Here is a 12,912-nt window from a genome sequence, read left to right on the forward strand (position 1 = left end):
GGACATGACCATGAGCACTGATTCAAGCGCCCCGACGAGCATCGGCTGGTACGGCAAACTTCCTTCCGCCGGTGACTTCCTGCAACGCCGTTTGCCTGACCCGGTGGTCAACAACTGGGCCCACTGGTTCCATAACGGGCTGGTGAATTTGCAGCGCGATGCGCAGGGGCCAAACGATCACCCGTTCAGCAACGCGCCGGTGTGGAACTTCGTGATCCCCGCCACGCTCGGCAGCCAGTACGTGCAGATGGGCTGCCTGTTGCCGGCGCGCGACCGCGTCGGGCGGCGTTACCCCATCTGCGCGCTGCGCTTGTTCAGCCAACAGGATTGGCGCCCGCAACAGCTGAACATGGCGGCGAGCTGGTACCAACAGCTCGGCCATACCCTGCTGAACGGCGTGCGCAACGGCTTCTCCGCCGAACAGATCGACCGCACGCTGCAGGCGATCCCGGCGTTGCCCAGCCCGCCGGCGGAAGCGGACTCCGAGATCTTGTCGATTATCGGTTTCCAGCATCCGGACGTACCGGGCCTCGGCTGGCAGCAGGCCGCCGACTGTTTCGATCCGGCGCAGTACACCAGCTTTTGGTGGACCAATCAGGCCGACGGGCACCCGCTCTACACCCACGTGCACAGCGGCAACCTCACCGTGCAGCTGTTTTCATTGCTGTTCGAACCCAACGGCTGGGCGCGCCCAGGCCGCGGCGGCCAGTACCCGCAAATGTTTGATTAACATCGCTCGTTGAAGGAAATCTTATGGCTATCGACACCGATACCCTGCTGGCCCCGGTTGACGCGGACACGCCCTGCGGCGACAACCTGGAATACGACGCCGACTTTCTGGCCATGGCGCGCGCCGCCACCGGCAAAGCCGAACAGCAATTCGGCAGCACCATCATTCCGGAAGAGGCGCCGGATTGGGTGCAGGTCGAGCGTCTCGCAAGCTCGCTGCTGGCGCGCACCAAAGACCTGCGCGTCATGCTGTATCTCACCCGCGCCTGGACCCAGCTGCGCGGATTGCCGGGCTATGCCGACGGGCTGACGCTGATCCACCAGGCGATACTCCGCTACTGGGATGCCCTGCAGCCGCCGCTGGAGTTCGACGGTGAGGCCGACCCGCTGTTTCGCATCAACGCGCTGGCCGACCTTGGCGACAAGGCCGCGCTGGCCGCCAGCGTGCGCGCCGCGCCGCTGCTGAAAAGCGCCGCCGGTGAAATCTCGCTGCGCGATGCCGGCGCCCTGCTCGACGGCAGCAAGCAAGAGTGCCCCAACTTTCCCGGCGGCCGCGCACGGCTGCAGGATGAGCTAGCGCAACAGGATCGCCCCGAAGGCGCGCTGGTGATGCATATCGCCAACACCCTGGCCGCCATTCGCAGCGAAGTCACCCGCCATCTGGGTGAAAGCGCGCTGCCGGAAATGAGCGCGCTGACCAAGGTCTTTTCGCTGGTGGCGCTTGCCGGCCAGAGCGAGGCCCCGGCCGCCACCGAAGCGGACGCCACACAGGAAACCGCCGCTGAGCAGCCACCGGCCGCCGTGCAGAGCACCTCTGCCTCACTCAACTGGCGCAGCGCGCAGATCCAGTCGCGCGATGACGCCCAGCTGATGCTGGACAAGGTGAAAAACTATTTTCGTCTTCATGAGCCAAGCCACCCGGCGCCGCTGATGATCGATCGGGTACAGCGACTGATTACGCTGGACTTTATGCAAATCGTCCGCGATTTGGCGCCCGATGGGCTTAACCAACTGGAGACCATTCTCGGTCGCCCCGACAACGAGGAGAACAGCTAGCCGCCGACTTTTGTTCTCTTGACGACACCCGATACCGTCTGCCCCTGCGCAGACCCGAATCAGAACCTGACTCTCCCAGCCGGACGAGGCGCGTTCCCAATCGCCATTAGATGGAGTAAATCATGTCAAACTCGAAATCCCGCAGCGGGCAGAAATTCATCGCCCGCAACCGCGCGCCGCGCGTACAGATTGAATACGATGTCGAAATTTATGGCGCAGAGCGCAAAATCCAGCTGCCGTTCGTGATGGGCGTGATGGCGGATCTGGTGGGGAAAGCGGTCGATCCGCAAGCCAGCGTGGAAGAGCGCAAGTTCATGGAAATCGACGTCGACAACTTCGACGAGCGCATGAAATCGCTGAAGCCGCGCGTCGCTTATCAGGTTGATAATACCCTGACCGGCGAAGGCAAGCTGAACATCGATCTGACCTTCGAAAGCATGGAAGACTTCTCCCCCGCCGCTATCGCCCGCAAGGTCGACGCGCTGGACAATCTGCTGGACGCCCGCACCCAGCTTTCCAACCTGCTGTCCTACATGGACGGTAAAAACGGCGCCGAGGAGCTGATCTCCAAGATCCTGCAAAACCCGGCGCTGCTGAAATCCCTGACCGACGCGCCGAAGCCGGCGGTTAACGATGACAACAACGAGCGTGAGGATTAATCGATGAGCAACTCGCCTCAGCAACAAAATGCGTTGCAAACCACCGAGACTTTTTCCAGCGATGAGTTCAGCGCGCTGTTGAACAAAGAGTTCCGGCCGAAGACCGATCAGGCCAAAGAAGCGGTCGAGAACGCGGTGAAAACTCTGGCGCAGCAGGCGCTGGAAAATACCGTCACCGTTTCTTCCGACGCCTACCGCACCATCCAGGCGCTGATCGCGGAAATCGACGAAAAGCTGTCGCAGCAGATCAACCAGATCATTCACCACGACGATTTCCAGAAGCTGGAAGGCGCGTGGCACGGCCTGCACTACCTGGTCAACAACTCTGAAACCGACGAGATGCTGAAGATCCGTTTCATGAGCATTTCCAAGCAGGAGCTGGGCCGCACGCTGAAGCGTTATAAAGGCGTGGGCTGGGATCAGAGCCCGATCTTCAAGAAAATCTACGAAGAAGAGTATGGCCAGTTCGGCGGCGAGCCCTTCGGCTGCCTGGTGGGCGACTACTACTTCGATCACAGCCCGCAGGACGTGGAGCTGCTGGGTGAAATGGCCAAGATCGGCGCCGCCTCACACTGCCCGTTCATCGCCGGCACCGCGCCAAGCGTGATGCAAATGGAGTCCTGGCAGGAGCTCTCCAACCCGCGCGATCTGACCAAGATTTTCCAGAACACCGAATACGCCGCCTGGCGCAGCCTGCGTGAATCAGAAGATGCGCGCTACCTGGGCCTGGTGATGCCGCGCTTCCTGGCGCGCCTGCCGTATGGCATCCGCACCAATCCGGTGGACGAGTTTGACTTCGAAGAAGATACCGACGGCGCGACCCACGGCAACTACACCTGGACCAACGCCGCCTACGCCATGGCCGCCAACATCAACCGTTCGTTCAAAGAGTTCGGTTGGTGCACCGCCATTCGCGGAGTGGAATCCGGCGGCGCGGTGGAGAACCTGCCGTGCCATACCTTCCCGAGCGACGACGGCGGCGTGGACATGAAGTGCCCGACCGAGATCGCCATCAGCGATCGTCGCGAAGCCGAGCTGGCCAAAAACGGCTTTATGCCGCTGGTGCACCGCAAAAACTCTGACTTCGCCGCCTTTATCGGCGCGCAGTCGCTGCAGAAGCCGGCGGAATACTACGACGCCGACGCCTCTGCCAACGCCCAGCTTTCCGCGCGCCTGCCATACCTGTTCGCCTGCTGCCGCTTCGCGCACTATCTGAAGTGCATTGTGCGCGACAAAATTGGCTCTTTCCGCGAGCGCGACGATATGGAGCGCTGGCTGAATGACTGGATCATGAACTACGTGGACGGCGATCCGGCCAACTCATCGCAGGAAACCAAGTCGCGCAAACCGCTGGCCGCGGCGGAAGTGCAGGTGGAAGAGATCGAAGACAACCCGGGCTACTACAGCGCCAAGTTCTTCCTGCGCCCGCACTACCAGCTGGAAGGCCTGACCGTCTCCCTGCGCCTGGTGTCGAAGCTGCCTTCGCTGAAACAAAACGACGCGTCCTGATGGGCTGAAGTCAGGCCGCGATAGTGCGGCCTGATAAATAAAACATGGAGGTAAATCATGGGAACAAGACCCCGTTTTCTGGCTGCCTGGACTGCGGCTAAAAATATTTATGACCCAAACGATCCTCTGGGAAAAGTTAAAAATACGATTGGCGGTGCCGTAAAACGAAACTTTGAGATACCCGCCGAATCAGGTGGCTGGGAAAACAGCTGTGCCGTAAGGATGAGTTACGTGCTCAATTACACAGGCCATCCAGTTCCCAGAATAGGTCAGTTAACCGTCTCAGGCGCAGATAAAAAATGGTACTTTTTCCGCGTGCGGGATTTGATTCCCTACCTGACTAAAACGTGGGGAAAACCTGACATGATTGTTAATTACCCTCAATTACCTGTTACGCAACTGGCCAACAAAAAAGGATTAATACTTTTTGAAGTATCAGGTTGGGGAAATGCGGGCGGGCACGCCACTTTCTGGAACGGAAACAGTTGTTCAGATCATTGCTATTTCAATGAGCCCGGAACCAATTACTCTACTCCGCGAGCCAATTTTTGGGAGTTGCCATGAACAAGTTAATCACAATCGGATTGGCAACTACCTTGTTGGGGCTCTCGCAGTCATCGCTCGCCAAGGACATTCAAGATCCGGTGGCATTTATCAAACAGATGCCTTATCACCAGGTCGTAAAAGAACTGGCATTGTCACGCTGCCTGGCACAGGTCTCCGATTCGGATAAAGCGTTCTCTCTTGATGCAGCCAGAACGGCGAATGCGATGAGAGAATGGATGCCATTCGATATCGAATCAGGTGATGAGAAAATCAATGCTCTCATCGGCAAATATAAATCCAGAGTCAATGAGTTTCACAGTGAAACCAAAGGCAAGAGTCAAGGTGTCACCTTAAACTGCCTGCGGTTGTACCATAGTCCGGAATTGGACAAGCTTTCCCGACAGCTCATTGCAGGCAATCCAGATCGCACGTGGAATCAAGATAACGCGAAATAATTAAGCATTGAGCCATTAGCACTTAATAGTGGCTCGGTAACCCGTACCGATAGTTTTCGGTATTTAAGAAGGTGCATGGCACAAGGATATAAATTGGTAATGCATTACCACACTTGCAATTCCTGCTGCTATTACCTGAGTTTTTCAACGTAACGTTAATACTACTGTTAACCCTTAATAAAGAGTGAAGAAACTATGGCTATTGATATGTTCCTGAAAGTTGAAGGTGCCAGCGGCGAATCCAAAGATTCGAATCACAAAGGCTGGACCGACATTACTTCTTTCTCCTGGGGCGCCTCTCAACCAGGCAATATGGGCGTTGGCGGCGGCGGTGGCGCCGGTAAAGTGTGCTTCAACGATCTGCACGTCAACGCGCTGATCGACAAGTCAACCCCGGCCTTGCTGAAACACTGCTCAAGCGGCAAACACCTGACCAAGATTGAGCTGTCGGTTTGCAAGGCGGGCGGCACCCAGGTTGAATACGCAAAAATCACCCTGGAAGACGTGCTGGTCACCGCCGTGCAGTACACCGGTGCAGGCGGCGAAGACACCGTGGGCGTCACCTACTCCTTCCAGGCGGCGAAAGTGAAACAGCAGTACTGGGAGCAGAGCGACAAAGGCGGCAAAGGCGCCGAAAGCAGCGCAGGTTGGAACATCAAGGAAAACCGCGAAGCTTAATTGTTATACAACCTCCCCATTATGGGGAGGTTTATTAGCAAACTAAGGACAGTATTTTGCAGAGATAAGGACATCACTCAATTGAGTAAACATCAATTTCTCATCAGTAGCGTCTTATTATCGTTCAGTACATACGCAGCAGAAAAAAACGTTAATGCCCCAACATCATCAACTATTGATGGCTTATGGCAAGTGACTCAGGTCAACATAGACAATGAGACTACCCGCACGCTTAGCTATCAACTTAACGACCCTCGATTACTAGGAAGGGTAATCAATATTTCCACTAAATCAATAGAAAACAATGTGCCGGAAAAAGACGTCTGCACAGCGCCAACCTTCAGTACTGAGAGAAGTACGCTAAATCAATTCATCGGCAAGTCGATGGGAGGAGATAAAAGCATCGCGGCTAAAAACTATGCATTGAAGGAAAACGGCCAAGCAGAAGTCTCTCTTTTCAAGATCGCTTGTCACTCCGGATCATTCGGCCCATCCGATAATGGTGCAGGCTCCAGCTTTGCCGCTCTCAATCCACAAAAAATGCTGGTTAATTGGTACGATGGTTCGCTACTGCAATTAGAACGGTTACCGAAAGATCCTAAACCTGTAGCGTCTTTTGACTGCGCTAAATCTACAAGCGTTGTTGAAAAAACTATCTGCTCAGACTTCAATTTATCCGCCTATGACAAAAGCGTTTCCCAAGCTTGGCTGTTGGCAAAAAAGCAGGCGACCGATGTAGGGGATAAAAAACTGGCGGCTTCTTTAAACAGCACGCAAAGATCTTGGTTACTGCAAAGGGATAAATGCCGAGATGACAAAGATTGCCTGGCCGATACGATGCAAAAACGAATCGATGCACTTACGTCACACGATTAAAACTGCGTTCCTACTCATGTTGGCGGTATTGAATACTGAAGCTTCCGCCAACGAAAAGTACTCCTCTGCCGAGTACCTCAAAAACTACGCGCTTAGCGTTTGTATCGCCAAGGGGTACTCAGCAAAAGAAGTCAAAAACGATGCCGCCGCCGCTGCTCGGGGTTATATGGAGTTCGGCGATTATTCTCTGGAGGCGCATACCGCCGTCAGGGCGCTGGCAAAAGAATTTCTGGCAAAGCCCTATGACAGTATGTCAGGGGAGCCGATGACGATGGCAAAGTGCATCGATCTTGTACATAGCCAAGCGTTGCAAGCCATCATCAAGAAGAACCAAGGGAAAGACGACAACTGATATCAGAGTTGCTCAAACGACGGCTCATATCAAAGGTTATCTCGGATGAGAAGATACACGTACTTTTTAATGTCTCTGCTGCTCGGAAGCCATGTAGCCCTTGCTGAAAACTCACTCAATATTTTATCGCAAGAGGCACTATATAAAAATTGGTTAGTCAGCCGCTGCATTGGGAAGTCCACTGACTCAGAAAAAACCAAGCAAGACGCCTTCCGTTCCGCTTCCGCCTATTTAGAATTGAGTAAACTGCCGATGGATGCATTCGAACAAGGCGAAAAGCTGGCTGAACAGTACGCCAATAAAAATAGCCAAGGCTCAGTTAAAGGAAGTTATCATATTTTAGATTGCCTTTCACTGCAGAACGCCAGTGAAGCTGAAGCCATTTTTAAACGTTACTCAAAGTAATAGCCGCAGTGATAGAATTCATTTTTTGCAGCCATCAGCCTCAAATTAATTACATTTTTATCACTTATAATTTATTACTTGAAAATATACCAGCACCATTAATCATCAGTCATTGGGAAAATATTCCTTGACTTTCTATTACTCAGTACAAACCATATGGAATTTTAGAGCATTGGGATAAGGAAAAAACAGTGATCGATGACGTCACGCTTTCCACCTACTCTTACTCATTTGTGTTTTTATACTTTTTCCTGTCAGTCTTAGTATTTGTCGGGCTTTATCACCTAAAACAAAAAACCAACAATAGAAAATCCTATTCCCTTTTTGTGATAGCTACCACAGTAAATTTATTTGCAAGCATCATCCAAGGTTTAGTATTTAACTATGGTTCTGAGATACTGGATCCAATTCTCAATATAAAATTTCAAGACTATGATGAGGTGTGGTACGCCAGTATTATATTCGCCCTTACTTACCTGTCTCAATTACCAACTAACCTCTATTACAAAAGAAAGACTAAGAATAATGCGAATAATAGCAAAGACATCACCTGACATATACAGCCTCACGTTATTACATTGAAGTTTTCGACCATATAATGCGTTAGCCAAAGAATTTAGTCACTCACATTCAAAGCTCTCTCTTAGGAAAGAAATCAAGTCAAACTCATCCAGTTATCGAGTTCCACTGTCTGGCCATAAGATCTTATCAGCAGGAATGCCTTATGCGATTTTCCATTGTAAAAAATAAAAGCGGCCAGGTTCCGCCGCAAAGCAGTTGCGATTTTCTGCCGCCGGGCGGCACCATCGGCCGCAGCGTGGACAACAACCTGGTGCTGCCGGACGAAGAGCGCGCCATTTCCCGTCTGCAGGCGATCGTGCACATTTCCTCTGACGGCGAATGCCGCATCACCAATCGCGGCAACGTCACCCGCGTGCTGCTGAACGATATTCCGCTGGAACGAGGCCGCCAGGTTGAACTGCAGGATGGCGACGTACTCGGCATCGACGATTACCAGATTGAAGTCAGCGCACTGCAACAGCACGCCGCGCCGCAGGCTCAACCGGTGGCCAAGGCCGTTGCCCCTGCAGCAGCCGCCAAAGAAAAATCCGCCGCGCCGATCCCCAACGAAATCTGGGACAGCCTGGTGGAAGAATTTACGCCGAATGCGCCGGCCGCCGTCACCCCGCCGCCGGTAGCCAATCCAGACAGCCATCCGCTGCTGGACACCCCCACTCGCGAGCTGAATCCGGCCGATCCGCTGGCGCAGCTGGCGGGCGATGTCGATCTGCGCCAATTGCAGCAACAGCAAACCGATCCGGCCGCCTTGTTCAACACCGACTCCACTTTTGAGCGTGAGCATATCCTGGCCGACACCACCCCCAGCGCGCTGCTGGCGGAGCAGGCTGCGCCACCGCGCCCGGCTCCCCCCGTCCAGAATGCGCAGCAACCGGAACAAGAGCTGGATCCGCTGGCGCTGTTCGGCGGTTCATCCGCGCCCGCTTCGCCAGAGACGTTAAACAGCAACGACCCGCTGGGGCTGTTGATGGGCGGCGCCGTGCCGCTGGCTCAGCCGGAGGAACCGGCACAACCGCCGTCCCCACCACCGGCGCCGATCGCCGCACCACCGCAAGCGCCGCGCCCTCAACCGACGCCGCCGCCGGTGCAGAGACCCGAGCCGCAGCCCCAACCCGCACCGCAGTTCAGCCAGCAGGAACCGCCTGCGCAACCTCCGCGCCCGCGCCAGGGCAACCGCTTGGGCATCGATCCGGTCGCCTACCAGTCCGCCCAGCGGCAGCACGCCGCCGCGCCGAATGGCGACACCTTGGAGGGGCCGCTGCTGACGGCGCTGTTGCAAGGCATCGGTCTCGACGATCTGCAGCCGCAGCCGCATTTCGACGAACAACAGATCCGCCAGGCCGGCCGCCTGCTGAGCCTGTTCTCGCAAGGCACCGTCGCCCTGCTCTCATCCCGCTCGATCCTCAAGCGCGGCGTGAAGGCCGAGATGACCATGATCCTCGACGAGGCCAACAACCCGTTCAAACTGCTGCCTTCGGGGAAAACGGTGCTGATGCAGATGTTCGGCAGCCAGATGCCGGGCTTTATGCCGCCGGAACAGGCGGTGCGCGACGCGCTGATCGATCTGCAGGCGCACCAGCTGGGGATGATCGCCGGCATTCGCGCCATCATCGCCGCCATGCTGCAGTCCTTCAACCCGGAGCGCCTCGAAGAGGAAGCACGCAAGGAAGGCGTGGCGCCGCGTCTGTCGCTGCCCGCCAACCGCAAGGCCGCGCTGTGGGACTACTTTGTGAAGAACTATCAGCAAACCTCCGGCGAAATCGAGGACGATTTCCACACCCTGTTCGGCGAAGCCTTCCTGCACGCCTATGACGTTGAAGTGAATCAATACAAAGACTCACAGACCAAACCGGACGCGTAATGAATATCACCATAGCCTCTACCTCCAACCAGGGCGGCCGCGCCTCCAACCAGGATCAGACCGGCGAGGTGCTCGGCAACCGCGCCGCCTGCTTCGTGGTGTGCGACGGCATCGCCGGCTTTCCGGGCGGCGATATCGCCGCCAAACTGGCGCGCGACACCATTTTGCAAAACTTCGACGGCGAAAAGCACCTGAACGCCCAGAGCATTCGTCAGCACATTACGCGCGCCAATGCCGCCATCCACCAGCAGCAGCGGCAGTCGGACGAATACAGCAAGATGGGCACCACGCTGGTCAGTCTGTTTATCGATCGCGATTACCAGCTGGCCTACTGGGCGCACGCCGGCGACAGCCGCCTGTACCTGTTCCGCCGCGGCTACCTGCATGCCGTCACCACCGACCACAGCCTGATCCAACAGATGCAGGACGCCGGTTATCAGACCAACGGCATCAACAGCAACCTGCTGTATTTCGCGCTGGGGCTGAACGAAGAGCGCGACGCCACCTACAGCGACGTGCTGCAGCTGGAAGACGGCGACGTTTTCCTGCTGTGCACCGACGGCTTCTGGCACAGCTTCAGCCAGGCCGAACTGGAACAGTCGCTGCACATGGTCAACTCCCCCAGCGAGTGGATCGCTCTGATGCAGCAGGCATGGAAGAAAAACAATAACAGCGATAACTACAGCGCTATCGCCGTCTGGATTGGCTCACCGCAGGAAACCACCCTGCTGCATTCGCTGGCGGATGCGGAACGGTTTCTCATCCGCGACTGAGTCGGCGCACATTCACAGCAAGGTTCACTATGAAATACTGGATGCCGGGGCTCGTCGCCCTGATGGCGGTACCGACCGCGCAGGCGATGAACTATCGCCTGGTTTACTCCCCCAGCCAGAAGCTGGAAGTGTTTATTGATGACGTCAAGAACAGCAATCCGGAAAGCTGGTGCGGCAAAAGCATCCCGCTGCGCATCGTCTCGGCGCAAGGCAAAGATCCGGCCGTGTTGAACGACTTTCTGCCCCGCGTCGGCAATCTGCTGGAAAAGCAGTGCCCAAAAGCCGGTCATCTGCCCTGGACGCTGACCGACAAGCGCGGTGAGAAGCTGGCGACCGGCGAAGCCGCCAAAGCGCGCGGCTGGAAACCGGTGGTCAAACAAGAGACCGCCGAGCAGCCGCAAACCCCGCCGCCGCCGACCATTCCTGCGGCAGTGGCCGTCACCTCTGCGCAGGCGGACACCGCGCCGCCACAGCGTTTCAGCCTGCCGCAGGGCTGCCACTTCCGCACCTTCTGGGGTGACGAAGCCACCGGCGGCGCGCTGTTCATTCCCGCCGGCGACGCGCTGCGCTGCGGCGAGGACGGCTGGCTGCAAGGCAGCGGCGCGGTCACGCTGCAACACGGCGGGCAAACCCTCTCGCCGACGCTGTGGTTCCTGCAAGGTTACCCGCTGGCGAAGATCAACGGCGGCGATCGTGCGCTGACCGTCGTCAGCGCCAACGCCCAACGGCTCATTTTGGGCGGCAACCCGCAGGCGCCGGGCAGCTTCCTGCTGCTGACCTTCGAACCGCAGTTGCATGCCTGGGCGTTCAACGGTGAAGCGATCGTTGAAATGCCGCGTGTCGACGCCGCCGACGAGACCAAGATCACACAGCGCGTGCAGCAGGCGCAAACCGCCTGGCAGCCGCTGCTGAGCGCCTCCGCCCCGCTGACCTTCAAGCTGGTGGAACAGTTGGCCGCAGACCGGGTCGATCCCGCCAGCGGCAGCTACCTGTCGGTTAACGGCGCCACTCACTGATTATAAGGAAAGCCTGTGAAATCATTAGCAAGCATGCTGCAAGGCCAGTCGATCGCCGCGGCCATCACCGCCGTCGAGAACGATATCAAGGCAAAACCGGCGGATGCCGACCTGCGCGCCGCGCTGGTGCAACTGCTGTGTCTGAGCGGCAACTGGATGCGCGCCAACGCGCAGTTGAAATCCTGGCAGGCGCTGAAACCGATCGCCCAACCAACCACCTTGCTGCTGATGCAGTCGGTCAACGCCGAGCTGCAACGCCAGGCGGTATTCACCGGCACGGCCGCGCCGACGCTGCTGCGGCAGGCGCATCCCTGGCTGAAACTGATGGTGCAGGCGCTGCATCAGGATGCGCAAGGAGCGGCCGAGCAGGCCCAGACGCTGCGCGATGAGGCGCTGGAGGCCGCCCCGGCCGGCGCCGGGCGGTTAATGTTGGCCGAAGGCGACCAAGAGCGGCAACTGAGTTTCGACTGGCTGACCGACGGTGACGGCCGCCTCGGGCCGGTGTGCGAGCTGGCGCTCAACGGCGTTTACTACTGGGTGCCGTTTGCCGACATCGCCGCGATCCAGTTCCAGGCGCCACAGAGCGCCATCGATCTGGTGTGGAGCCATGCGCTGGTGCGCCTGACCGATGGCCGCGAACAGGTATGCCAACTGCCTGCCCGTTACCCGCTGCCCGAAGGCAGCGACGACGCGCTGCTGCTCGGCAAACGCACCGAATGGCAACCACTGGGCGATGGCGCCCACTATGCGGGGCTGGGCCTGAAGACCTGGCTCAGCGAAAGCGACGAATTCCCGCTGCACAGCCTGCGGCAGTTGAGCTTCGACGCGAGCGCCTGACCATGAACGACAAGCGCCCACCCCACTATGACGGCGGCGATCTGCGCCGCCAGGGCTATCGCTCTCGTCAGGACAGCGAACGCCTGACTTCACGCGACAAAATGCAGCCGGTGCTGCTCGACATGCTGACCGACGACGAACCGCAGAAAAAGCAGGAGGCGCAGGTGCGCAACCTGGTGTCGCACAGCGAGCTGCGCCGCCGGGTATTGCGCGATTTGCAGTGGCTGTTCAACTGCGTCAACAGCGAATCCAATCTGGATCTCGGCGATTTTCCGCAGGTGCGGCGTTCCACCCTGAATTACGGCATCGCCTCGCTGGCGGGCAAGCGCATGTCGGACATCGAATGGCTGGACATTCAGCGCGCGCTGACCGATTCCATCCTCCATTTCGAGCCGCGCATTCTGCCCGACGGGTTGCAGGTGCGCTGCATTTCGGACACCGGCTCGCTGGAGCTGCACAACGTGCTGTCGATCGAAATCAAGGGCCGCCTGTGGTGCGTGCCCTATCCGCTGGAGTTTCTGTTCCGTACCGACGTGGATCTGGAAAACGGCCACTTCGATCTGAAAGACATAGGGTAAGGC

Annotated in this window: 15 protein-coding genes; all 15 read left to right on the forward strand. The window is 57.3% G+C overall.

Translation table 11 applies throughout. The annotated features are described in order from the left end of the window. Window positions 1-10: 10 nt before the first annotated feature. Window positions 11-730: a type VI secretion system-associated protein TagF gene (tagF, locus tag H7A77_RS01855; protein ID WP_033643553.1), complete on the forward strand. Its 720-nt coding sequence runs from the start codon at window positions 11-13 to the stop codon at window positions 728-730. A 23-nt stretch (window positions 731-753) separates the two neighbouring features. Beyond that, on the forward strand, window positions 754-1,785 hold the full coding sequence (gene tssA, locus H7A77_RS01860; protein WP_182073748.1) for a type VI secretion system protein TssA: 1,032 nt from the start codon (window positions 754-756) through the stop codon (window positions 1,783-1,785). 122 nt (window positions 1,786-1,907) lie between these two features. Continuing rightward, entirely contained in the window at window positions 1,908-2,444 is a 537-nt protein-coding gene (gene tssB / locus H7A77_RS01865; RefSeq protein WP_015378282.1) for a type VI secretion system contractile sheath small subunit, read from the forward strand. A gap of 3 nt (window positions 2,445-2,447) precedes the next feature. Beyond that, the gene (gene tssC / locus H7A77_RS01870) at window positions 2,448-3,953 is read left to right on the forward strand and encodes a type VI secretion system contractile sheath large subunit (RefSeq protein ID WP_004934958.1); all 1,506 of its coding nucleotides are present in this window, start codon (window positions 2,448-2,450) and stop codon (window positions 3,951-3,953) included. Between the two features lie 57 nt (window positions 3,954-4,010). Then, window positions 4,011-4,517 (forward strand): type VI secretion system amidase effector protein Tae4, encoded by a 507-nt coding sequence (locus H7A77_RS01875; protein ID WP_071605363.1) that lies wholly within the window; start codon window positions 4,011-4,013, stop codon window positions 4,515-4,517. Further along, entirely contained in the window at window positions 4,514-4,954 is a 441-nt protein-coding gene (locus H7A77_RS01880; RefSeq protein ID WP_038876774.1) for a T6SS amidase immunity protein Tai4 family protein, read from the forward strand. Before H7A77_RS01875 ends, H7A77_RS01880 begins: the two co-directional genes overlap by 4 nt. A 195-nt stretch (window positions 4,955-5,149) precedes the next feature. After that, a complete protein-coding gene (locus H7A77_RS01885; RefSeq protein ID WP_004934962.1) occupies window positions 5,150-5,632 on the forward strand; it encodes a type VI secretion system tube protein Hcp in 483 nt (160 codons plus the stop codon). An 81-nt stretch (window positions 5,633-5,713) separates the two neighbouring features. Beyond that, window positions 5,714-6,508 (forward strand): lysozyme inhibitor LprI family protein, encoded by a 795-nt coding sequence (locus H7A77_RS01890; protein WP_182073749.1) that lies wholly within the window; start codon window positions 5,714-5,716, stop codon window positions 6,506-6,508. A gap of 16 nt (window positions 6,509-6,524) precedes the next feature. Continuing rightward, on the forward strand, window positions 6,525-6,860 hold the full coding sequence (locus tag H7A77_RS01895) for a T6SS amidase immunity protein Tai4 family protein (RefSeq protein ID WP_042784886.1): 336 nt from the start codon (window positions 6,525-6,527) through the stop codon (window positions 6,858-6,860). Window positions 6,861-6,929: 69 nt separating this feature from the next. Further along, window positions 6,930-7,265 carry a T6SS amidase immunity protein Tai4 family protein gene (locus H7A77_RS01900; RefSeq protein ID WP_227711491.1) on the forward strand — a complete coding sequence of 112 codons (336 nt, stop codon included), beginning with the start codon at window positions 6,930-6,932 and terminating at the stop codon, window positions 7,263-7,265. 724 nt (window positions 7,266-7,989) lie between these two features. After that, the gene (gene tagH / locus H7A77_RS01910) at window positions 7,990-9,705 is read left to right on the forward strand and encodes a type VI secretion system-associated FHA domain protein TagH (protein ID WP_182073750.1); all 1,716 of its coding nucleotides are present in this window, start codon (window positions 7,990-7,992) and stop codon (window positions 9,703-9,705) included. Next, window positions 9,705-10,478, forward strand: a complete 774-nt coding sequence (locus H7A77_RS01915; RefSeq protein ID WP_033643559.1) for a PP2C family serine/threonine-protein phosphatase — start codon at window positions 9,705-9,707, stop codon at window positions 10,476-10,478. The genes tagH and H7A77_RS01915 overlap by 1 nt, the downstream gene beginning before the upstream one ends. A 29-nt stretch (window positions 10,479-10,507) precedes the next feature. Then, window positions 10,508-11,494, forward strand: a complete 987-nt coding sequence (locus H7A77_RS01920; protein ID WP_047025438.1) for a hypothetical protein — start codon at window positions 10,508-10,510, stop codon at window positions 11,492-11,494. A 15-nt stretch (window positions 11,495-11,509) separates the two neighbouring features. Beyond that, window positions 11,510-12,331: a type VI secretion system accessory protein TagJ gene (locus tag H7A77_RS01925; protein WP_304621523.1), complete on the forward strand. Its 822-nt coding sequence runs from the start codon at window positions 11,510-11,512 to the stop codon at window positions 12,329-12,331. Window positions 12,332-12,333: 2 nt separating this feature from the next. Next, window positions 12,334-12,909, forward strand: coding sequence for a type VI secretion system baseplate subunit TssE (locus H7A77_RS01930; protein WP_033643562.1), 576 nt, complete (start codon window positions 12,334-12,336; stop codon window positions 12,907-12,909). Window positions 12,910-12,912: the final 3 nt, after the last annotated feature.

Source organism: Serratia sp. ME47 (assembly GCF_903970925.1).
Taxonomy (GTDB): Bacteria; Pseudomonadota; Gammaproteobacteria; order Enterobacterales; family Enterobacteriaceae; genus Serratia; species Serratia ureilytica.